The following is a 22889-nucleotide window of genomic DNA, read 5'->3' as shown; positions in this document are numbered from 1 at the left end:
AAATTATTATATGAGTAGGAAGTATTTACCTTTGGTTATATTAATATCATAATTTAGTAAACTAACTCAATTAGGTGGTCTAACAGATGGTTTTTGATGGCATATTGATTTCATTTGTAGTTGGTTTGCTTAGACGCGGGAATCTAAAAGGAATCGCTGAATTGAAACTCAAGGGCGGTTGGATTTTCCCACTTCTACTCGCAATCCAGTTTGTGTTTTTTATTTTTCAAAATAGTTATTCTATACTCGCTGCCTCAAGTCACTATGTATTCATGCTGGTATATATTGTCGGATTGGTTTTTTTATACATAAACCGTGATAATCCTGGTTTCAAATGGATTTTCATTGGTGTTTTCCTCAACTTCTTGGTCATGGCCTTAAACGGTGGCAGAATGCCCGTGTCGGAAGAAGCTTCTGCAGTTCTAGACCCCATGTACATACAGGCATTAAAAGACGGTTTATATGGTAAACATGAACTTTTAACTAACTCTACTAAACTAGGTTTCTTAGGGGACATCATTCCGTTAAGCGATCCGTACCCACGCACCCAAGTCATCAGTATTGGTGATGTCGTGATGAATATCGGAATCTTCTTTTTCATCCAACATCTTATGGTCAAAAAAAAATCGGACACTAATTCCAACCTCCGCTTAAAAGGAGGTGAAACAACATGAAAAAAGAAGGAATCAATATTACAAGTATTATCTACAACGTAATTATTATCAGTTCTATTATTGTTGCCTTAACTTCTGGTTTTAAATTGAGTGATTAATTATTGGAGAGAAGTTTTTATGACTTCTCTTTAATTCTTTAAATGAGAGTGAGAGTTACGATGCAAATTTTAGAAAATACTGCAAAAAAATATCTTTCCGCTATATCCTTCTTAGGTATACTTACTTTTGTCATACTTAATGATTTTAACAACCATTCAAACAATGATTGGATTACCATTCTTTCACTAACTTGTTCTATCCTTATCCTTAATTATTTTCTTATTAAGTTGCCTCCTAAGGGTAATAGTCTTTCCATGGATTCGTCCGTTTTTTTAGCGTGTTTGTTCTTATATGGTTTGGATTTCACTTTAGACGTATTATTTGTATTTTCGGTCGTTTATTTATTCATCAAACGAAAAATAAAATGGTGGCAGCATCTTTTTAATTTTGCTATTTACACCATGATGCTTGTTAGCACTAACTATCTGTTTACTATTACAGGCGGAGAAATTGGTACTGTAGAAATTAAGCAAATCCTTCCTTACATATTTTCACTATTAATTTATTTTGCAACCAACGTATTATTCATTGGGGTTTACTTCCTACTTGAAGAAACGGAAAGTGTCTCCAGTGTTGTCGAAGGAATGATCAAGGAAGCAGTCGCAACGTATTTTAGTACGATACTTCTTTCACTCGTCCTTGCTATATTAATGAAATCACAAGATCTATTCGGTCTTTTCCTTTATATCTGTATATCTGTCTTATTAGCATTGGCCTTTAAGCAGCACTTCCAACTTTTCAAAGAAGTCGCCGAAAAAGCAAATAAAGACTTCCTTACCGGTTTAAATAACCACGGTTACTTCAAAGAACTTTTTGAAAAAGAAGTGCAACTTGCTAAAGAAACGGGTCAGCCATTGAGTGTATCGATTCTCGATTTGGATGATTTTAAGAAGTACAATGATTTGAATGGACATATTCAAGGAGATCATCTATTAAAAGAATTTGGTACCCTTTTAAAAGAGCAAGCCGAGGCGAAAAAATATACTGTTGCCCGATACGGTGGCGAAGAGTTTGCTTTATTGATGCCGCAAACTTCGCGTCATCACGCATTTTCTTTTTTAAATGAACTTAGAAAGAAAACGAATGACACTTACTTTAAAGGTGTCGACGGTTTAGCATATGGCTGCCTTTCCTTTTCTGCAGGGATTGCCGAGTATGAAAGCGGCGTTTACAACATTAATGAACTTCTTAACAAAGCCGATCAGGCCATGTATGCGGCTAAGGATCAAGGTAAAAACTTAGTGCGAATTTTCAACGAGCATTCTGAATATGACTCACAAAAGTCGCTAGCGATTGAAAAAGACCTTGAGGAAGCAGAGCAGCAGTTGAAGATTTTCCTTTCTAAAGATGTGTACACGTATCGTCACAGCAAGCGTGTATATCAGTATGCGGCAAACTTCTCGAAGTGCATCGATTTAACCGATCATGAACGCAAGACGCTCATCTTAGGTGCGCTTATCCATGACATTGGTAAGCTTGAAATTCCGAGAGACATTCTAACGAAAAAAGGGAAGCTCGAGCCACATGAGTGGGAAATGATGAAGAAGCACGTAACATGGGGGAAAGAAATCATTTCGACCAACAAAAAACTCGAGGATCTTATCCCGCTCGTCGAACTGCATCATGAACGTTATGACGGAAACGGCTATCCATACGGATTACAAGGAAAAACGATTCCGAAGCTAGCTCGTATCCTCTGCCTCATCGATTCATTCGATGCGATGACAACCGAAAGGCCTTACCAAAAGACCAAGACTTTCGCAGAAGCCATTGTAGAGCTAAGAGCCTGCTCTGGAAAGCAATTTGATCCACAGTTTGTCGAGCCATTCATCGAAATGATCAAGATGAACGACACGGTTGAACTCGAAACGAAGGTACTTGTAACAAAATAAGATACAAAAATGGATGGTGCATAGCACCATCCATTTTCTATTTAACGAGCATGACACCGCTGCTACTAAAAGTATAGTTCTTTCCATCGATGCGTTGCTTTCCTGTCTTCATGATTCCATTTTTATCGAAGTAGTACCACTTTCCATCTTGGTATAACCATCCAATCTTCATGCTGCCATCCTTTTGGAAGAAATACCATTTTCCGTCTGGAGCATGGAACCAGCCAGTGTGCATTCCATTTAAGGTGTTATAATACCACTTACCACTCGTGTAAACCCAACCTACTTTTAATTCACCATTGTTGGCAAAGAAATAGTATTTTTGATTAATCTTGACCCATCCCGTTTGCATGGTCCCTATAGAATCAAAGTAATACCACTTATTTTGACTGGATAGCCATCCTGTCGTCATTTTCCCAGTGGAATCGAAGTAATACCACTTTTTCTGAGTATAAAACCATCCCGTTTTCATTTTGCCAGAAGAATCAAAGTAATACCATTTGTTCTGATATTGAAGCCAACCCGTTGTTAGTTTTCCAGTGTCATCAAGGAAATACCATTTATCCTGATACTGGAGCCAACCTGTTGTTAATTTTCCAGTGTCATCAAGGTAATACCATTTATCTTGATACTGGAGCCAACCTGTTGTTAATTTTCCAGTGTCATCAAGGTAATACCATTTATCTTGATACTGGAGCCAACCTGTCGTTTGCTTCCCCGTTTCATCGAGGTAGTACCAATTATTCCGATCCTGCAGCCAACCTGTCATCAGTTCTCCAGTCGCAGGATCGTAATAATACCAATCTTCACCCTCCTGCACCCAACCTGTCTGAGCTTGCATCACAAAGCTAGTTTTTAGGCTTGTTGGCGTTTCATTTCCGTAACTATCGACACCAACAATTTCGACATCATAAGTTTCTCCAGCTTTTAAATTCTTAAGAGTAAAAGTCTCCACAGCTTTTAATGGCTTCCAGAACTCTACCATCTTCTCGCCTAGGATTTCTGTCCCACTTTTAAAAACATACCGCTCTACCAATTGATCATCGATAGCCTGATCCCAAGAAAGAGTAATAGATTGATTGGTAGCGTCTTTCGTATAAACTTCCGCAGTATCTTCAAAATATGGTGCAACGTAATCAGTAGTCGTATCTTTAAAAGGAACTGCTACTGAATAGGTCTTTATCCATGTTCCGTTCTTAAAATCACGGGCTTTAATATCTACACGGTTTTTGTACACATTGACCAATAACCCTTGCGATTTACCTGGAATATATCCAGTACTCGCCCAACCATAATTGACAGCTCCTGTATTCACCATCGTAAAGCCGTCTTGGTACACCGTTCTTGGATGGCTTAACTCGTAATGTGAGTGTCCACTGAACATAATCACCTGAGGGTACTGTTGCAGGATTCTTTTTAACCGGCCTTTGTCAGGACCGGCATTCCAAAACTCGCTTCCATATACCGTATTGTTGATAGGCTGGTGCAAGAACACAAATATAGGTTTACTAGATATCGCTTTGATTGGCAATGTCTTCTCTAACCACTCATATTGAGCATCTGATAAGAAAGCATTATCAAAGTTATTATCTACCGTATATTCCCCAGCTAACGTGATGAAATGGTAACCCTCAATCCATTTATCATAATAAAGCCCTGGCATACCTGTCTTCATCAGGAACGTATTAACCGCATCTTCATCCGTTAGAGTAGGTCGATATTTTCTTTCAAAAAATTCATGATTACCCATCGTAATGATTTTTTCCGCATTAGGCTCAATACCCTCATCTAGTATCCTGTTAAAGACATCATACTGCGATGCAAGTCCACGATCGACGAGATCCCCTACTATCGCTAGAGCCTTATAGTTAGGAGCGATCGTTTTATAATCATTTAGTGCAAGTGGAAAGTTATCATCGTTTAAATAAGAGAATCTCTCTCTATCACACAGTGTGATGTTATTGATGGTCACAGGACCACCGCAAATATGAGTATCACTCATTACCGGTATTTGCATAATCGGTTCTTCTAGCGAAGGTCCTTCTGCAAATACAAAATTAGGAATAGACATTAAAAAAAGTAGCAATAAACCAAGCTGTAAGGGTAGTAATTTCTTCATAAAAGTTTTCTCCTTAAAATGTTGATGCATGGTGCATTCCTTGAGATTCGGTTGAACTATGTATTTAACTTAAAATTAATAGAGGCAATGATTCTTACAATCTAGATACCTATTGAATAAAGTTACACACGATATTCATTTTTGTTAAAAAATCACATTCTCTTTATACCATATATCGGCAGAAAATAGTTTATTAATAGGACCATTTTATGGATAATTTTCAAAAATTATGTCACTTACCCTTCCCTTAAAGATTGTCTTCAAATATTTACCCCATTTTTGACCAAAATCACAAAAAAGGCCTCCAAAAATGCATTTTGAAGCTACTTTTCTACTTTTTCGAATAAAAACACCCTCCAAAAATGAAATTGTACGATTCGAACAAATTGTGCGAACTCGATATCTTATAGGTACCCGGGAATAAAAGGTAAAGCGCGCTTTCTGAAAGGAATCACTTTGGAGAGCTTTGAAGATTTAGCCATACAATATGAGCCGATGATTCATAAAATCATCCGTTCGCTTAGTATTTATAGAAATAAAGAAGAATTCTACCAGCTTGGTTTAATAGGATTATGGGAAGCTAGAAAACGTTTCAATACCAGCAAAGGAAACTTCACCAACTATGCCTTTACGTATATAAAAGGTGTATTATTAACAGAAATAAGCAAATCAAAAAAGCGTGATGAGAGAAATGTTTACGCAGAGGAAGAATTTTGGGACCTGGTTGAGGACACACATTATGTGGATCGACACGAAAAAGATCTCATTCTCTCTTATTGCATCCATCTAACCGAAAACCAGACAAAATGGCTCACCTACACTTGCCTTTATGACCTATCTGTAAAAGAAATAGCTGTAAGAGAAAACGTCTCCCCCTCCGCCGTAAAAAACTGGCGAGCTGGAGCGCGAGCCAAACTCAAACACCTCATTACTATATAAATAAAGGGTGCCAAACTTCAGATCGAAGTAAACTGGCACCCATGTCAAGGACACTATAAAAAAAGAGATTAATCAGCGAGAAGATGATTCCTATATTGAATAGGCGTCATCTTTTTTAAATTCCACTGGTAACGATGATTGTTATAATAAACCATATAATGATTTATTTTTGACTTTAATTCCTTCAAATTTCTAGCTGAACGATAATCTACATCATCCTTCAGGTGACCAAAGAATGACTCCTGAGGGGCATTATCCCAACAGTTCCCTCTACGAGACATAGGCTTGGCCGAGGCCAATTTTTTTAACAGCTTCTGGTATCTTGGGCTTGTGTAATGGCTTTCCTGTTCTGAGTGGATAAAGGCATCCTTATCAAGAGTGACTTTCTTGTTGTTGATCATTTTATGAATTGTTTTGGTTGCGATGTCTAAGGTGATACGGTCAGACACATGGTAAGCCAAGATTTCATTGGTAGATGCATCTTTTACGGTCGATAAATAAGCCATACAATTACCGTTATATGGCAAATAAGTGATGTCTGTCAGTAATACCTTTCCAGGGATTCCTTGTTTAAATTTCCTGTTTAATTTGTTCGAGACGACTCGGTGCTCCTTTGTTGCTTTAGCCATTTTTTTATCCGGATTCGGCCTCCTATGAGGACAGACGATTCCGTATTTTTTCATAATTCTTTGGATCATTTTGCGGCTAAAGATATGGTCATATTCGTTCTCTAGGGTCATCTTAATGGAGCGCGAACCTTTCTTGTAACCTCGGTGGTTAAACGCCAGTAATATTAGATTCTTCAATTCCAAATCTAAGCGTTCTCTGGATTCCCGGCTGGTGGATGCGTTCAGGTAACTGTAATATCCAGAACGTGAGACCTTTAATAGATCACAAAAATACTTAGTCATTCGCTTATATCCATTTTGTTAACAGTCTCATGAATCAATTGATATACTCTACTCGTTTTTAGGCTATAGCTTGCGTTTAGCAGCCTCCTTTCTGTCACTTCTAGCTTTTTTAACAGCTCCAACTGTCCTTCCAGAAGCTTAATTCTTGCATTCTTCCTTTCAATTATCTCAGTTGGCGTAAGCTCCCGTTCTAAGGGTCTGCCAGAGGCCGTTTTCCTCGAATCTGTAAGCCCAATCAAACCATTTGCTTCATAGGCTTTCTTCCACCTATAAGCTGATTGTTTAATTCGTTTAATTCCTATAACGTCCACACCGAAGCCTTTTTCTGTGAAGATTTGCCGAGGCAATTTTCCGGATAGGTACTCATCCATAAACTTATTTTTGAAGGCATCAGTATACATAATTGATTTTCCACTGACCCTTTGAACATTTTGATTCTTCTGAAGTATTTTTATCTCTTTAGTAGAAAAAATAATCTTACTCATGTTGTCCCCTGATCCCCATATTCTAAAATTCAAGTATATAAAAAAATACCTGTAGGTAAAACACTCTTTTTCAAGTGTCCTAACTACAGGTACCATTTTATTGTCATGTATAATAGGTGCTCTTCTTTTATCAAATTTAAGCGCTTGATTGTTGAACTTTCAAAACTTAAAACGGTCACCAGTTGGCTACCAATTATAACCATGATGGAGGAGGCCACGCTCCAATTAATTGCCGAATAAGCGCTACCTGTCCGGTATGATAACTGTTGTGTGCCATAAGCGTGGCTAAAATGTCACCACGAGTCCTTTCCAATCTCGAATCTTTCAATACATTTAAATCTTTTTTTGCTTCGTTATCAGCTTCCTTTAGACCCTTACTGAATTGAAAAAAAGTGTCACTCCACTCCGTTTCATTTGACGGAGCTGTTTCATCAGGCCACGAGTCTTCGTCTTGTTCTGGATGAACGGGCACGCTACCATGAAGGTAGGTTAGATAAAAATCTTGCCAAAAAATCATGTGGTTTAGAATTTGCCACACTGAATATGGACAGTTTTCAGGTTTTTCCCCAGCCATTTCCCACCGTAAACCCTCAAACACCTCAAGGGGGTCAACATGGGCATTTTCCCCATGTAACCCCTTTTCAAAGAAAGAAAATGACATACGCATTACCTCACTTTTTTGTAAGTTGATCAAACTTTCTTGACGTAACAAAATGACTAATTTTTCAGATACTAAAATATTCCATAAACACTTTGTAAATTCCTTTAATTTATGTTTTGTGTGTACATAACTATTCCCTTTACTACGAAAAAAATAGACCGTCTTTTTGACGATCTATACTTAGTAACTAAGGGACCCGTTAACTAATTAAAGTTTAACTAAGATTTCATTGGATAAATTATTTGCCATACCTAATTATTTCTTTGCCGCATTTTGCGCATTTGAGGATAACGTCAATACTACAATCAGGAGAGAAAAAACCTTTATCATCATAATAGTGTTTACAAAACCACTGCCTTATCTTTTTGAACATTTTCTCCCCTCCTTTAAGGTTCAATGTATAGATAGATAACTCTATTCTAATTTTTCATCATTATTGTAACGACCAAAATGTTAATTTAATACGAATAATTTCTTAATCACCACAGAGTACCCAATCTTCAAAATAACTACTGTTATGAAGCAAATCAAAAAAACAAAGCTTGGCACCTTTTTTCATTTTAGGTTCTGTTAAATTTGCCTGTTGATTTCCGCTACAATCAACAAAGTGCAGAAAATCAACAATTCACTTTTATTTAACCTTTATTTTTCAGGAATTCTGGCAGAAGGCACGAAAATTCTACTAGAACAAAAATTTGTATGCTTAAATATTGAGATTTTGGCGTAATTATCTCTTTTAAAGTGAATATAAGAACACTCCAATATACCCTCGTGGGGTTTGCAACCTTTTTTATACTCCTGTTTTTTGATCGTAATGGCCATTTTCAAAAATGTTATCGCCTATTTTTTCATCGTAATCAACGTTTTCAAAAACTTATTCACAAAGTTCAAATAGGAGTTTTGAAAAATCAAGAGATTAGAGAAATCTCCGTCGATTTCCCGACTTGCTCTATTAATCTTGCCTGTTGATTTCCGCTCTAGTCGCTTGCTTTCGAAGAGCCAGGCGCCATCCGCTTCAATCAACAAAATGCAAAAAATCAATAATGAGCTTTAACATATCCTATTTTTAAAATATTAATCAAAAATTTTTGATTAACGGATTGACACGTTTCAAAATTGGATATAATATACATATATCAAGAATATTTGATTTAGAGAAGGTGCATACACAATGAATGAAATTCCGTTACATGACGTGTCATTAGAAAGTACTTTTGAAAAATATGAAGCGAAGTTCAAAGCAATCGCAGATAAAAAGAGATTGCAAATCATGAACATCCTTACCCAAAGAGGCGCAATGTGCGTTTGTGATCTGGCACCACTTGTAGATATGACACAATCGAAACTTTCTTATCACCTTAAGATCTTACTGGATGCCAATATCATCACAAAAGAAACAAGAGGTACTTGGAGCTTTTACGACCTGAACCAAAAAGAAATCAATCACTTATTATCATCAGAACTATGCTGTTTGTTTAAGCCGACTTGCTGATAAATTTTTTTAAGTAATACATCAATTTTTCTTGATTAATATATCAATATAATTTGATTTAATAAACCAAAACTAATAAAAAGGAGCTGTTCGTTATGTACCATGATTATGAAACAATCGCCCAATTACAAAGGCAACAAATTGAAAAAGCCTCAAGACATGCTTGGAAGTACCAACATTTAAATGAAGAAAACTTTTTCCAAAAGCTTTTCAACAAACGTAATAAATCAGTAAATGTCGTAGCTAATTCGGAAAACTGCTGCACGAGCTCTTGCTAAATAAAGAAAGGAGGAAAAACTTATGTGGTTAGAAGTATTAAAAAGCTTTCTATATATCGCGGTTGAATTAACCATCCTTTTCATCGTCATCTCATTCATCATCAGCCTTCTTCAAGGATACATTCCATATGAAAAAATTGAGAAGAAATTAGCCGGCAAGAATAAGTTCTTCGGTGCCATATTCGCTTTAATTTTCGCTTTTATCACACCGTTTTGCTCATGTTCAACGATTCCCGTCGTCGTCAATATGCTGAAAAAGAAAATGCCATTCGGCATCGTCATGATTTTCCTTTTTGCCTCACCTGTACTTGACCCCACGATTTTAACATTAATGGCCGTCGTCCTTGGTTGGAAAGTTACACTCCTCTACACTGTCCTAACATCTGTATTCTCCGTCATCATCGGTTTCGCTCTCGAAGCTTTCGGTTTTGAAAAATCGGTTAAAAACGTCGTCATGACTGGCTACGAAGAAAAGCATCAAAAATTTAATTTGAAGCTAGCACTTCAAGAAACGATTGGACTAATGAAAAGTGTATATCCTTATCTAATCATTGGGGCAGCCATTGGTTCAATCATCCACGGGCTCGTTCCAACAGAGTGGATTTCTACTGCTTTTGGCAGCGACAACTGGTGGCTTATCCCTATCGCAGCCGTAATCGGTGTGCCATTATACATCCGTTTATCTAGCATGATTCCGATCTCACAAATTCTGATCATGAAAGGTATGGCACTCGGGCCGGTCATGGCGCTCATGATCAGCTCGGCGGGCGCAAGCTTACCTGAAGTTGTTCTATTAAAATCTATCTTCAAAAAGGAACTCGTCATCACCTTCATACTCTCAGTCATGACGATGTCCACAATATCCGGCTTCATATTCTACCTCATTTAGTAGCGTAGAAGCTCACATAAATTCACCCAAAAATAATAAATGGAGATGATCATTATGTTCGGTATTTTCAAGAAGGATTCTAAGAAAGATTCAAGCTGCTGCAACATCCAAATCCAAGAGGTAAAAGAAGAATTGGCAGAAGAAAAAAAGGAATGCTGCCAACCAGAAGAAAAAACGAATTGCTGCTAATCAATCCACTTGGTGCCAGGAATCTAGTTACCTGGCACCTACTCTATGAAAGGAGTGTGTATGAAATGACGGTTAACCATGGCGGTGCCCTAAGCAAAGAATATTTCCTTGCCTACCTGAATTTGATCATCATATCAAGACAATTCTCTTTGGAACAAGCTCAGAGCTTAACCATGGAGTTATTCTTTCGCCATAATCCAGATATGTACGGCAAAGATACTTACAAAAGCTTTTTGGAAGCAGGTAAAGAACTTACTAAATAAACTTCGTTATGCTTGTCTAGGCCCCCACAAAATAATCGAAACTCCCACTATACAAACCAACGCTCCGATCCAGTCATAGAGATCAGGCGTTTTTTTATCGATTCCCCATCCCCACAACAGAGAAAGCACGATAAACACACCACCGTATGCGGCATATACCCTTCCAAACGAAGAGAACTGTTGGAAGGTCGCAATGACACCATATAATCCTAAAATCGCAACGCCCAATATCCCCCAATATGCTGGCTTCCCTTCCCGTAGCCATAACCAAATCAGGTAACCACCGCCAATTTCAGCCAAACCGGCTAATAGAAATAACATCATTGTAGCCAAATTCTTCACCCCTTAACGTTGAAAAAACAGAGACAGTTTCGTCTCTGCACTCAAAAAGCCACTTACGGCTTCACCAATTCCTGTAACTCCTCATAACCAACCTTCTCATCCGCCAACCATGGAACCACAGCGAATCGTTCCGTAAGTTCGTCTCTAACCATCGAAATCCATGATATTTCAGAAGCGGCACGCCCTTTCAGCACTTTGTTTTCCGTTACTGTCGCATACAAGCTTTGATTGATGACCCACCAATTCGGATTAATATTGGCGCGCTTCAAGTCCTCTTGTAACCTGCGTGCTTCGAACACCGGAGTCGCTTCCGGAAGCGTTACAATCACTACTTCTGTTTCCTCTGGATTCCTTAATCTCGGTAATAATTCTTTCACACTTTCAGGAATTTCACCCGTCGAGCGCTCTAATTCTTTATGATACGAATGCGCTGCATCCAATAGTAGCAATGTATGTCCCGTTGGAGCTGTATCAATCACGACGATTTCTTCCTTCGACCTCGCCACCACATCGGCAAACGCTCGGAAAATGGCGATTTCTTCGGTACATGGTGACTCCAAATCTTCCTTCATATAAGCAAGGGCGTTCTCATCCAATTGTCCCGAAACCCGTTCCAACACTTCACGGCGATACTTCTCGACCGCCACCTTTGGATCAATGCGGCTGATTGTCAAATTCGCATATGCATCACCTTCGAAAATATTGGTCAAATGCGCAGCCGGATCTGTCGTCGTCAAATGAACACGATGACCTTTTTCAGAAAGACCGATAGCAATCGCTGAAGCAATCGTCGTTTTTCCAACTCCGCCCTTTCCCATTGTAAAAATAACCTTCAGGTTGCGTGCTTCTAAATCATTCACCAATTTTTTAATAGAAGGCAGTTCAACCTTCTCAACTTCACTCTCTATATTCCCGATTTCGATCGAAGTAAAAAACTTTCTCAACGATTCAATCCCCGTCACCGAAAACGGAACCAAAGGTATTTCTAGGATTAAACGTGATTTTAATCCTTCTGGCAAATCGACCAATGCTTTTTGCTGTTTTTTATAAAAAGCATCTGAAACATTGTCACTACTCAATGTCTCTTGTAAAACACCATTAACGAGAACAACCTGGTTGTTAATCCCGATTCCACCAAGCTCAGCTGAAGCTCTTTCTGCTTCCTTCAAAGACGAATGATCTGGACGCGCAACAAGGAAAAGCGTCGTTTTGGCAGGATTCGAAAGTGCTCCAACTGTATTGGCGTACATCTCCTTTTTCCCTTCCAATCCGGACAACGGTCCTAAGCAGCTCGCGCCATGGGTGCTTTCATTGAGAAAATCCGTCCAAGCTGTCGGCAATTGTAAGAGGCGAAGGGTGTGTCCTGTTGGCGCTGTATCAAACAAAATGTGATCGTATGCCTCTGTCACTTTCGGGTTCGCCAGTAAGTTCGTGAACTCATCAAACGCGGCAATCTCCACTGTACAAGCTCCAGACATCTGCTCTTCCATCGACGCAACGACACTTTCCGGTAGCTTCCCTCGGTACGGACCGACAACGCGATCACGATAAGCCTTCGCCGCTTCCTCTGGATTGATGTTGCAGGCAAATAATCCGTTCACATTCGGAATATCCCGAATTTCATTACTAAGCTCAACTTCAAATACATCCTGCAGGTTTGAGGCTGGGTCCGTCGATACAATTAGCACTTTCTTCCCCTGGTCAGCCAAATGAACGGCCAGCGCACTAGCCGTCGACGTTTTCCCTACCCCACCTTTTCCTGTGAAAAAGAGAAAAGGCGTAAGAGCCACATTATCTAAGTTAAACAATGGGAACATTTCCGATTCTCCTTTTTATAAAAGACTATTTTTCGAATTTTTCACGACTAAGTCTTTAGCGTCCATTTCGAACCAATCAGCCAACTCATCATTCGTCGGATATCCACCCGTCTGCTTCACCTCACCATTCAGCATCACAATCGGCAATACATCCGGACCCTTCTCATTCAACAACGCGCTAACCTTTTCGTTCATAATGAAAGCATCAGGCTCGCTGCCAAGATTGTAACGCTTCACTGCAAAACCTTTTCCTTCTAGTAAAAATAATGCAGAGGCTACACGCGTCAATTCCGGATCCACACTCGGTCCGCAAACGCCTGTTGGACAACACATCGCAGGATCAAAAATCTCTAGTTTTTTCATAAAAGTCTCTCTCCCTTTCATCACAATAAATTTCAAAAAAAGGCCGAGAGTTATCTCTCGACCTGTATTCCATTATTCACCCGTTTCAGCAAAACGCTTGATGCGGCTTCCAATTTCGTCACGAACTCGTTGGAAAAATGCCCACTTCTCTTCTTCCGTTCCTTCCGCTTTTGCTGGATCATCAAATCCCCAGTGAACTTTTTTCACGTGTGGTGGCGTTACCGGACAGTGATCAGCAGCATGGCCACAAAGCGTTACAACTAAATCAGCATTGTGAAGAATTTCTTGATCAATCACATCAGAAGTTTGTTTAGAAATATCAATACCCGCTTCGTTCATCGCTTTAACCGCATTTGGGTTCAAACCGTGCGCTTCAAGTCCTGCACTTTTTACATCCCAGTCTTCACCTAAGTGTTGTTTTGCCCAACCTTCCGCCATTTGGCTGCGACAAGAGTTTCCTGTACACAAGAAATAGATTGTTTTTTTAGACATGATGTTTACTCCTTTAAGTGTGAGATTTTATGAAACAAATCGTAACCAAATATATAGTCCTACCAATGTAATCAGTAGGGTAGGAATCGTTAAAATGACACCTGTTTTAAAATAAGTCCCCCATGAGATCTTAACTCCCTTTAGTGAAAGGACATGCAACCAAAGCAAGGTAGCCAATGAACCAATCGGAGTAAGCTTAGGACCTAAATCAGAACCAATCACATTGGCATAGATAAGAGCTTCACGAACAACACCAGATGTGTCCGTATCGGCAATCGCCAACGCATCAATCATGACAGTCGGCATGTTATTCATAACCGAAGACAAAATGGCAGCAATAAAGCCCATCCCAACTGTAGCTACAAATAAGCCTTGATCAGCCGTAACTTGAATCAAGTCAGCAAGAACACCCGTTAAGCCTGCATTTTTCAAACCATAAACCACTACATACATACCAATCGAGAAAAATACGATTGCCCACGGTGCACCTTTGATGACCGTTTTGGTATGAACCGCAGGACTCCTTCTCGCCATCATTAAGAAGAAGACAGCTACCACTCCCCCGATAATCGAAACCGGGATATGAATCAATTCGCTGATGAAATATCCTGCCAACAAAATCGCTAATACAAGCCATGAGAGGCGGAACATTCTATGATCAAGAATCGCATCAGCTGGCTTCTTCAATTGAGCCATGTCATATTTTTTCGGGATGCTTTTTCTAAAATAAAGATAGAGAACGAGTATGCTTGCCGCTAAAGAAAACAAGTTCGGTACAATCATACGCGACGCATACTCAGCAAAGCCAATGTTGAAAAAGTCTGCTGAAACGATGTTCACGAGGTTACTCACGATAAGTGGCAACGACGTCGTGTCAGCAATAAATCCACTCGCAATAATGAACGGAAACACCATTTTTTCTTCAAACTTCAAATTTCGAACCATCGCTAAAACGATTGGAGTTAAGATAAGTGCTGCACCGTCATTCGCGAAGAATGCAGCCACTAGTGCACCAAGAATCGTTACAAAAACGAACATTTTGATGCCGTTTCCTTTGGCAAACCTCGCCATATGCAAAGCCGCCCATTCAAAGAAACCAATTTCATCGAGTATTAAAGAAATGATGATAATAGCAATAAATAAGAATGTAGCATTCCAAACGATTTTGGTTACTTCGATCACATCACCAAAATCGACAACCCCAAACATCAGGGCAAGTAACGCCCCCCCGCAAGCAGACCAGCCAATCGATAAATTATTCGGCTGCCAAATAACAAGGATGAGCGTGATTAAGAAAATCACTGACGCTAGTATAATGGATATCAATTTCGTTTCCTCCGCTTAATTACATGAAATACGTAGACCCTGCTTTTCTAGTTCTTTTAATCTGTAATCTTGATCTGGTAGCTGTCCAAGAATCCCTTGAATCAAAGGATAATACTCATTTGTTTTATTAAGCGAATATATAATCCACTGACCCCTTCTCGTTTCCCCAACAACCCCAACATCTTTCAATTTGCGAAGATGCTGGCTAATCGCCGGTTGACTCGTATTGAACATCGCCACAAATTCACAAACACAACAGTCATGCTGATCCAAAATCTTAATCATTGTCAGCCTTGTTTTATCACCAAGCAACTTCAAAATTGTCGCAGCCTTCTCAATATCAACCATTCGATCACCCACCCCTCTTACGGAAATCATTATATAATAATGCACTTATATAAGTAAATCGTTATATGTAATTTAATAATTAGTTCATAATTCCTTAAAAATTATTAATCTAATTGTACATTTTTATTAATATTCACAAGCTAAACTCAAAGTAGGTAGGGTAGCATGCGTGGCTACCACAGTATTCGGCGAAGGTGGGGCCAATACTATTTGTTCTAGAGCAATCCAGCAGCCTTTACAAATCCAAACAAGATCATTAATAGTCCTAAATAGAGCAATGACGATTCACTCGCAACCGAGATGATTAAGAAAAAAACAACCAGGATGCCTCGTTTCTACTTACTCTTGATGTCTTCATCTTCCTTGTAGTGATAACGGATAGTAAGTATGACATTGATTAAACCCACTATCTAAACAAGTAACCAAAGCATGGAATCACCACCATGGAAAGTTATCTATTTATGTGTGCATATTTTATGGAGGATACTTGATTTCTATCAGCGCATTGCAAAAAAGTCACCCGTTCGATTCAATCTGTCTTTTTAGACCTAGGTTTACTCCTCAAAACTGACCTATAAATTTTTTCAAAAACTGTCACTTTTCTGTATGACAATTGATTGATAGGATCATCTTAGTCATTTAATTTAGCATCTGAAAAGCTGGAATGTCAGTTTTACGCAGATGAGGAGGAGCTAATAATGAGCACGAATGTAGTAGTAAGGCCAGTGGAAAAAGAGGATTTACATATGTTACATGACTTGATGATTCAGTACATTGTAGATTTTTATAAAAGACCAAAACCAACGGAATCATCACTTACTGATTTGATTTTGCATCTTCATCATAACCCTTCTAGTGGAATACAGTTTGTCGCAGAAAAGGATGGTCGGTTAGTAGGTTTTGCAACGTTATACTTCACCTTCAGCACACTACAAGTAAAAAGGGCTGCCATTCTAAACGATTTGTTTGTTTCTTCTGAAGCAAGAGGACTAAAATTAGGTGAGCAGCTATTCCAAACATGCCTTTCCTACATTAGAGAGAATGATTTTGCTTATATGACTTGGGAAACATCAAAAGATAATGTAGTGGCCCAATCTCTTTATAACAAATTAGGCGGTCACGTTTCGGATTGGCTGGTATATGAAATTGAATAGTGTTTGATACTCTCTAAATGTAAAAAAAAGCGCGCCAATAGGCACGCTTTTCTATGTTTATTAAGGTTTACGGTAAATCTACATATTTATCTAGGAAGTTACGAGCAGAAGGCGTGTCCAAACGGTACGTTGCGTTTGTAGCGATACACATCATATCTCCCGTAACCGTAATGCCAGCGATCATGTTTGTTTCATTTTCACCAGAACCAAAGAAGTTCGGGCCACCTGAATCGCCGAAGCATGTTCCAGAGTTACCAGCAGCTGCGTTTTGGTTGAGGCGAAGCCAAGTTTCATTCAATGCATTGTATTCAGATACGGAAACATTTCTATTACCATCATACGGGAAATCAGCACCGCCTGGTTGGTTAACCGGCTCTTTTACGCCATAACCTACAGCTGTGAATTTTTGATCCTTCAATTTGCCTTTAGCTGCTAACTGATCAAACAGACCAGCTGTTGGAAGTGTAGCAGGTTTGATATCTTTAATCGGGTGTTCTAATAGTACAACCGCGATATCACCAGTATCATTTTGTCTTTGCGTATAAGCTGGATTTGTAACAGCCTTACCAGAGTGAAGCGTCGCATTAGCTGCGTCCTCCACATTTTCATCAAAACTTACCCATACTTCATTTTCTTCTGGTAAAAATTCAGTACAGTGGGAAGCAGTCAGAAATACATCTTCACTAATCAGTGTACCTGTACAAATATGGCGTTTCTCCCCATCCTCTTCAATAATCAAAGCCCCGACGTTTTTGTGCTTTCCGCCATCAGGATTTCCATAAGTAATAGCCGACGTCGATTGCCCGAAAAGGGTAAAGCCCAACCCTAAAGTAGCCAGCAAAGCAACAATCTTTTTGCTCTTTTTCTTCATTCTCCCAACCCCCTAATATGTATGATTTATGCGTTAAAATATTAAGAATATTCTAACACTAAAATAAATTTTATAACAAAGAACCAAAAAAAGGAAGATTTTTGTCAAAAAAAGAGAGATTTCCCAAACAAGCCCTCGAAGTTTTAAGACTCCGAGGGCTTGTCCTATTTTATATAGCTACATCATTTGTTGACGGATTAACCACTTCATCCTCAGGATTCCGTTGCGCTTTTCCTTCAATAACCTCTTTGACGATTTCATAACACTCATCAATATGATTCTGACCCGCCATTTTCATCGCCGAAAAACCAATCCCAGCAGCCGCAATCTGACCAATGATCGGAATAAATTTTCCCAATTGCTTGCCCGCCTGTTTGGCAATTTGATTGGTGACCATTCTCGCTAAAGCTTGCTTGGCGGTTTTTTCTCCCAGTATCTCAATCCCTTTTTGAATGGCAAACTTACCAGACTGTTTGATTACACCGAAAACAATTTGTTTCGAAAAATCATCCAGTTCTTCCACTTGCTCCGGGGTTAATCCAAATCGAATATTAATCTTCCTCATTAGCTCAAGAAGCATCGAAACGTCAGCAGCAATATCGATCCCTGGAATCGGCACCGCAGAAACGAGTCCAGATGCAGCCGCCCTCTTGTTCACCAGTGTCACACATTCCGCTTTTACTCTTTCTAACTCAATCATGTTCGTTGGCATCACCATTCTAAATCCCCACCTTAGAAATAGTTTTAAAGCAACAACTACTAGTATGATTTTTCGTCGGAGTTTTTCTATATTTTACTATATTTGGATGGGACGAAGCATCAATCGAAAGGCCCACACACTAGTTGGAAGGATTTTTTGTAGAGTTTTTTTCCCAAGTGATGAAATTTCGGAGTGTGACGGATGTAGGGCGGCCTTCTTTAATAGAACCATTGAGCCATCTTTAAAAGGTATATCTGTATCGTATTGAAATTCAGTAAAATAAGAAAAACGTCCTTGAAATAGGACGTTCTCTTTAACTAATCTATATCAGATTGCGATTTAAATTAATCATCACAAGCTTTTCCGTCACCGTCTCTATCTAGTCGATGATCTCCATAGCCAGCACTTATTGAAGCTTTCATAAAGCGTGTAGCTTCCCCTTCATGTGTAAAATCACTACAGTCCCTATCTTCGGAATAATCAATAGCAGGTGCAGCTTGTTCAGCCTTCTTTTGTTTTTCCGCTTTTGCAGCCTGCTGTGCTTGTTGTTCGGCTAGTTTTCTTTGTTCTTCTTCAAGCTTTCGTTGTTCTTCAAGTTGTCTTTGCTCTACTTCAAGCTTTCGTTGTTCTTCAAGTTGCCTTTTTTCCTCTTCTATTTTACGTTTCTCTTCTTCTATTTTGCTTTGTTTTTCTTCTTCTTTATCCAACTCTTCGGCATTTTCCAAGTTTGTTATTAGAGTATCCTTAGCGTCCTCTTCCAGGCCAAAATTACCCATTTCATAGATTACGCATGGAACGATCCTCCACAATAGCAATAATAAGAGAATGATAATAAGAAGAATCCCCATCCATGTAGACCTTTCCTGTTTTTTGCGACGATGATTCCACCAGAGCGTTAGCAATATAATAATCACAATAAAGATATTCCACCAAGAAGTTACAATACATTTAATTGTGAAGAATAATAAAAACAATAAAGCTACAAGAAAGATCCATTTATCTGATTTCTTTTCCTTTTCCTTACTCACTTAGATGTTACCTCCCAGATGTAATTAACCTACTAATTTTACTAATAGAATATTAGACCATCAATAACAGTTTTTGGTATCCACCCGTTCATTCTTATAGACAGAATAACAGAGCCAAACTTATGTTATGTTCGCGCAGATTTATGCGGTGTTTTTTCGATATTTGCGGTGTTTTTCAGATATTTGTTATGTTCAGCGAGATATATGCTTACTTCTGAAAATTCAAACAACAGAACCTAATGACCTCTTTCCGGAACCCCCTCTGTTTTGCGCCAAGTTTATGTGTTATTCGCTTAATTCAAAGTGCCATCTTACGTCGCTGAAATTATGTTATGTTCGCGCGGATTTATGCGGTGTTTTTTCGATATTTGCGGTGTTTTTCAGATATTTGTTATGTTCAGCGAATTATATGCTGACTTCTGAAAGTCCCCAAACAAAAAGAAGGTGCCACACAAGCACCTCCCTCGCTAAACTATTCTAAATTACTATGTTTCTGAAATACTGCTTCGTGCTCGAGCTTCTGTTTCTGCGCATACTCCAAGCACACGTAATCCAAAATCATATGGATACTTTGGTCAAACAACGATCCAAGTGGCTGTACACTTGCCTTTTCATTTTCACGTCGATATTTAGTCGCAGCTGGTACGTGAACTACCGAACCGGATTCCAATGCCAACGGTGATTCAAGATTCGTCGTCAAAGCGATGACCTCACACCCTAAGCCTCGTGCCACTTCAGCCGTCCAAACGACACTCTTTGTTTTCCCAGAACCCGAAATCAATACGACTGTGTCTCCGGTTTCCAGTGAAGGTGTAGTCGTTTCGCCCACGACAAATGAGTTAGCACCCAAATGCATGAGTCTCATCGCAAATGCTTTGGCCATCAAGCCTGAGCGACCTTCTCCACTAACAAATATCCTTTTCGCTTTTAAAAGTTGATCTGTCACTTCATGAATCGATTCATAATCCACCTGTTCCAAAACTCCACTTAACTCTTCCAAAATGGCATTCATATTTCGTTCCATCTTAAACCGCTCCTTTCCCAAGTAGACTCATAAACTGATTCGCCGCAGCAGCCGGTATTGCTGCCTTTGTTATCGCAGAACCGATAATGACAACCGCCGGATTCAACTTAGCAATCTCATCAATATTCTCTAATGTAATCCCGCCAGCTATAGCCAGTTCTAAATGACCAACATCTTTCACTGCTAACCCAGAAAAACCACTACCGCTTAATTCCTGCTGATCCTTACTCGTATGCAGACAAAGCACTGCCTTTTCAGCAATGTCACGAGGAAGCGACGCAACATCAGTGTTCAACAAATCAATCATGATGCGTTTATTTCTTTTTTCAGCCTCAACTAAACAAGTCTCTATCGTAACCAGTGGAGAAACGCCCATCACTGTTACAACATCTGCCCCGGCATCGAAGGTAATTTTGCATTCATAAACGGCGTTATCGATCGTTTTCATGTCAGCAACAATTGTTTTGTCAGGAAATGCTTCCTTCAAGGCGGCCACACTTCGCATGCCAAACTCCTTGATTAACGATGTTCCGACCTCGATCCAGTCCACGTAATCTTCTACTTTTTTCGTAAGAGAAATCGCTTCTTCAATATTTATACGATCCAACGCGAGCTGTATTTTCATATAAACGAACCTCCCACTCTACTAAATCGGTTTAGTAAAAATACATACTTCACCCGCAAAAACATCTTCAAGTCCCCCCCTCCTTATGAGAAAGTCCCTTCAGATGATTCACGAATGATCAATTCTGTTTTTAACGTATAAAGCTCAGGTTCAAAGCTATCTTTCTTAATGTGCTTATACATCAATTCAGCCGCTTTAACGCCCATTTCATAGGCAGGCTGCGCGATAGTCGTTATAGTTGGAGTCAATATATTAGCGAAAGAAATGTTATCAAACACTACTACCGCTAAATCTTCGCCTACACGAATTTTACTTTTCTTAATAAACTTCATGACTTCCAGAAACGATAAATCATTCCCAGCTACTAATGCAGTAGGAGGGTTACTTTTTGCAAAAAGAACTTCTAACTCATCAACAATGTTAGCAATTTTAGTCGAGATCAAATTTTTTTCAGAAAAAGAAAGGTTATGAGCCTTTAGCGCATCTTGATATCCTTTCACACGTTCAATACGTGGATAAATGGTTAAAGGCGGCGTGACCATCGCGATTTCCTTGTGACCATTGGCGATTAAGTGCTCAACTGCACTAAAAGTGGCGTCTCTATTATCTACGACAATCGTACTTACTTGAACATCGTCCACTTTTCGGTCAACAAACACGACGGGAAAGTTTTCTTTCTCCATTTGCTTATACATCTCAACATTTTCGCCAGTCGGGAAAATAATTAAGCCGTCTACTTGCCTTGCACGTAACATCTCAATATAGTTCTTTTCTTTATCAGCATCGTCATAGGCATTGCAAACAATCGCATGCATCCCACGTTCATGGCAATAATCCTCAATGGCTCGGCTCACTTCTGTCGAAATGCCGTGCATGATATTCCCGACGATGATTCCAATCAGTGACGTCCGCTTTTGCTTCAAGCTTCTGGCGATGGAATTAGGCTGATATCCTAATTTCTCTATTGCAGCCTTGACCTTCTCTTTTGTATCTTCCCCCATATATTCATAGCGTTTGTTCAAATATTGGGAGACAGTACTTTTTGAAACTCCTGCTTCATGGGCTACGTCAGCCATTGTTGTTCTTTTCATAGGCGCTCTTCCTCTTGCTTCATTAATTACTTTCTATTTTACCGATGATGAACAGATTTATCTAGATGTTTAACGGGATGATAGAAAGGCCTCTAAACCGCCTGAAGTTTAGAGGACCCATTATTAGCTATATTGTTTGGAAAACTGTACTTTTTCCATAAAAAGACGTGCCTTATCTGTCAAATTCAAGAGGTAATCCGCCGAAATCTCTCGACTGGCATCCACCAAAGTACTTCCTACTCCCGCAGCCACAGCTCCTGCTTTAAAGTAATCAGCAATATTGTCGACGTCAATTCCGCCGGTAGGCATTAACGGCACATGCGGAATCGGTCCTGCCACTGCTTTGAAATAAGCAGGTCCGAGCACATGAGCTGGAAATACCTTAATCAAATCAGCGCCTGCTTCATAAGCTCTTAAAATTTCAGTCGGAGTCATCGCACCTGGAACACTGATGACACCATATCTTTTCGTCATCTTGATTGTTTCTTTATTCACTGTTGGCGAAAAAACGAACTGTGCTCCCGACATGATGGCTGCCCTTGCTGTTTCGCCATCTAGAACGGTTCCAGCACCAACCAACACGTCATTTGTGAATTCAGTACGTAATGCTTCTATTACATGTATTGCCCTTGGAGTCTCCATCGTAATTTCAAGCGCGGACACTCCACCCGCGTATAATGCATGGGCAATCGGAATGATTGTATCTAGCTTAGCATGCCTGATTACTGCCACGATCCGCCTTTTCTTTATCTCCTCGATACCCATAGCCTCAATCGCTCCCTACTTTTTCATGTAAAAAAATGATATAATGATAGTC

The 22889-nt window shown here is 39.3% G+C and carries 24 protein-coding genes; 8 read left to right on the top strand and 16 right to left on the bottom strand.

Translation table 11 applies throughout. The features are described from left to right. The first annotated feature begins 86 nt into the window (after nt 1-86). Both BMZ31_RS17705 and BMZ31_RS17700 read left to right on the top strand, forming a co-directional pair. Entirely contained in the window at nt 87-674 is a 588-nt protein-coding gene (locus BMZ31_RS17705; RefSeq protein ID WP_090833270.1) for a DUF5317 domain-containing protein, read from the top strand. 140 nt (nt 675-814) lie between these two features. Then, nucleotides 815-2665 (top strand): diguanylate cyclase, encoded by a 1851-nt coding sequence (locus tag BMZ31_RS17700; protein WP_254778906.1) that lies wholly within the window; start codon nt 815-817, stop codon nt 2663-2665. Nucleotides 2666-2702: 37 nt separating this feature from the next. Here the strand turns inward: BMZ31_RS17700 and BMZ31_RS17695 are convergent, their stop codons facing one another. Then, nucleotides 2703-4784 (bottom strand): metallophosphoesterase, encoded by a 2082-nt coding sequence (locus BMZ31_RS17695; protein WP_175478168.1) that lies wholly within the window; start codon nt 4782-4784, stop codon nt 2703-2705. 456 nt (nt 4785-5240) lie between these two features. On the opposite strand from BMZ31_RS17695, the gene BMZ31_RS17690 reads away from it, so the two are divergent. Beyond that, nucleotides 5241-5723 (top strand): sigma-70 family RNA polymerase sigma factor, encoded by a 483-nt coding sequence (locus BMZ31_RS17690; RefSeq protein WP_090833267.1) that lies wholly within the window; start codon nt 5241-5243, stop codon nt 5721-5723. 68 nt (nt 5724-5791) lie between these two features. Here the strand turns inward: BMZ31_RS17690 and BMZ31_RS17685 are convergent. Both BMZ31_RS17685 and BMZ31_RS17680 read right to left on the bottom strand, forming a co-directional pair. Then, a protein-coding gene (locus BMZ31_RS17685) for an IS3 family transposase (protein WP_090833266.1) occupies nt 5792-7119 on the bottom strand; the annotation gives its coding sequence in 2 pieces (ribosomal slippage) (nt 5792-6645 and nt 6645-7119; 1329 coding nt in all). 193 nt (nt 7120-7312) lie between these two features. Beyond that, nucleotides 7313-7780 carry a DinB family protein gene (locus tag BMZ31_RS17680; RefSeq protein WP_175478167.1) on the bottom strand — a complete coding sequence of 156 codons (468 nt, stop codon included), beginning with the start codon at nt 7778-7780 and terminating at the stop codon, nt 7313-7315. A gap of 1171 nt (nt 7781-8951) precedes the next feature. Here BMZ31_RS17680 and BMZ31_RS17675 point away from each other — a divergent pair. The 4 genes from BMZ31_RS17675 (at nt 8952) to BMZ31_RS17660 (ending at nt 10891) form a co-directional block, all read left to right on the top strand. After that, entirely contained in the window at nt 8952-9272 is a 321-nt protein-coding gene (locus BMZ31_RS17675; RefSeq protein WP_090833264.1) for an ArsR/SmtB family transcription factor, read from the top strand. 300 nt (nt 9273-9572) lie between these two features. Then, nucleotides 9573-10439 (top strand): permease, encoded by an 867-nt coding sequence (locus BMZ31_RS17665; protein WP_090833262.1) that lies wholly within the window; start codon nt 9573-9575, stop codon nt 10437-10439. Between the two features lie 39 nt (nt 10440-10478). After that, nucleotides 10479-10628, top strand: coding sequence for a hypothetical protein (locus tag BMZ31_RS20480; RefSeq protein ID WP_175478160.1), 150 nt, complete (start codon nt 10479-10481; stop codon nt 10626-10628). Nucleotides 10629-10693: 65 nt separating this feature from the next. Beyond that, nucleotides 10694-10891 (top strand): hypothetical protein, encoded by a 198-nt coding sequence (locus BMZ31_RS17660; protein WP_090833261.1) that lies wholly within the window; start codon nt 10694-10696, stop codon nt 10889-10891. Nucleotides 10892-10897: 6 nt separating this feature from the next. Here the strand turns inward: BMZ31_RS17660 and BMZ31_RS17655 are convergent, their stop codons facing one another. The 6 genes from BMZ31_RS17655 to BMZ31_RS17630 form a co-directional block, all read right to left on the bottom strand. Continuing rightward, nucleotides 10898-11215, bottom strand: coding sequence for a YnfA family protein (locus tag BMZ31_RS17655; protein WP_090833322.1), 318 nt, complete (start codon nt 11213-11215; stop codon nt 10898-10900). Nucleotides 11216-11286: 71 nt separating this feature from the next. Further along, nucleotides 11287-13050, bottom strand: coding sequence for an arsenical pump-driving ATPase (gene arsA, locus BMZ31_RS17650; RefSeq protein WP_090833260.1), 1764 nt, complete (start codon nt 13048-13050; stop codon nt 11287-11289). Nucleotides 13051-13065: 15 nt separating this feature from the next. Next, nucleotides 13066-13413 (bottom strand): arsenite efflux transporter metallochaperone ArsD, encoded by a 348-nt coding sequence (arsD, locus tag BMZ31_RS17645; protein WP_090833259.1) that lies wholly within the window; start codon nt 13411-13413, stop codon nt 13066-13068. 72 nt (nt 13414-13485) lie between these two features. After that, nucleotides 13486-13905, bottom strand: coding sequence for an arsenate reductase (thioredoxin) (arsC, locus tag BMZ31_RS17640; protein WP_090833258.1), 420 nt, complete (start codon nt 13903-13905; stop codon nt 13486-13488). A 27-nt stretch (nt 13906-13932) separates the two neighbouring features. Further along, a complete protein-coding gene (locus BMZ31_RS17635; protein WP_090833257.1) occupies nt 13933-15231 on the bottom strand; it encodes an arsenic transporter in 1299 nt (432 codons plus the stop codon). Between the two features lie 15 nt (nt 15232-15246). Continuing rightward, entirely contained in the window at nt 15247-15579 is a 333-nt protein-coding gene (locus BMZ31_RS17630; protein ID WP_090833256.1) for an ArsR/SmtB family transcription factor, read from the bottom strand. A gap of 698 nt (nt 15580-16277) precedes the next feature. On the opposite strand from BMZ31_RS17630, the gene BMZ31_RS17625 reads away from it, so the two are divergent. Next, nucleotides 16278-16733, top strand: coding sequence for a GNAT family N-acetyltransferase (locus BMZ31_RS17625; RefSeq protein ID WP_090833255.1), 456 nt, complete (start codon nt 16278-16280; stop codon nt 16731-16733). Nucleotides 16734-16800: 67 nt separating this feature from the next. Here BMZ31_RS17625 and BMZ31_RS17620 read toward each other — a convergent pair whose 3' ends face one another. The 7 genes from BMZ31_RS17620 to BMZ31_RS17590 form a co-directional block, all read right to left on the bottom strand. Continuing rightward, the gene (locus BMZ31_RS17620; protein WP_090833254.1) at nt 16801-17604 is read right to left on the bottom strand and encodes a S1 family peptidase; all 804 of its coding nucleotides are present in this window, start codon (nt 17602-17604) and stop codon (nt 16801-16803) included. 169 nt (nt 17605-17773) lie between these two features. Then, nucleotides 17774-18322, bottom strand: a complete 549-nt coding sequence (locus tag BMZ31_RS17615; RefSeq protein ID WP_090833253.1) for a hypothetical protein — start codon at nt 18320-18322, stop codon at nt 17774-17776. A 326-nt stretch (nt 18323-18648) separates the two neighbouring features. Next, nucleotides 18649-19332: an excalibur calcium-binding domain-containing protein gene (locus BMZ31_RS17610; RefSeq protein WP_090833252.1), complete on the bottom strand. Its 684-nt coding sequence runs from the start codon at nt 19330-19332 to the stop codon at nt 18649-18651. 472 nt (nt 19333-19804) lie between these two features. Then, nucleotides 19805-20356, bottom strand: a complete 552-nt coding sequence (gene hxlB / locus BMZ31_RS17605; RefSeq protein ID WP_090833251.1) for a 6-phospho-3-hexuloisomerase — start codon at nt 20354-20356, stop codon at nt 19805-19807. A 1-nt stretch (nt 20357) separates the two neighbouring features. Beyond that, on the bottom strand, nt 20358-20981 hold the full coding sequence (gene hxlA, locus BMZ31_RS17600) for a 3-hexulose-6-phosphate synthase (protein WP_090833250.1): 624 nt from the start codon (nt 20979-20981) through the stop codon (nt 20358-20360). A gap of 83 nt (nt 20982-21064) precedes the next feature. After that, the gene (locus BMZ31_RS17595; RefSeq protein WP_090833249.1) at nt 21065-22072 is read right to left on the bottom strand and encodes a LacI family DNA-binding transcriptional regulator; all 1008 of its coding nucleotides are present in this window, start codon (nt 22070-22072) and stop codon (nt 21065-21067) included. Between the two features lie 123 nt (nt 22073-22195). Continuing rightward, nucleotides 22196-22837 carry a bifunctional 4-hydroxy-2-oxoglutarate aldolase/2-dehydro-3-deoxy-phosphogluconate aldolase gene (locus BMZ31_RS17590; protein ID WP_090833248.1) on the bottom strand — a complete coding sequence of 214 codons (642 nt, stop codon included), beginning with the start codon at nt 22835-22837 and terminating at the stop codon, nt 22196-22198. Nucleotides 22838-22889 lie beyond the last annotated feature (52 nt).

This window comes from Bacillus sp. cl95 (genome assembly GCF_900115925.1).
Classification (GTDB): domain Bacteria; phylum Bacillota; class Bacilli; order Bacillales; family Cytobacillaceae; genus Neobacillus_A.
Note: the sequence above shows the minus strand (reverse complement) of the source record. Positions and strands in the feature narration are given on the sequence as shown.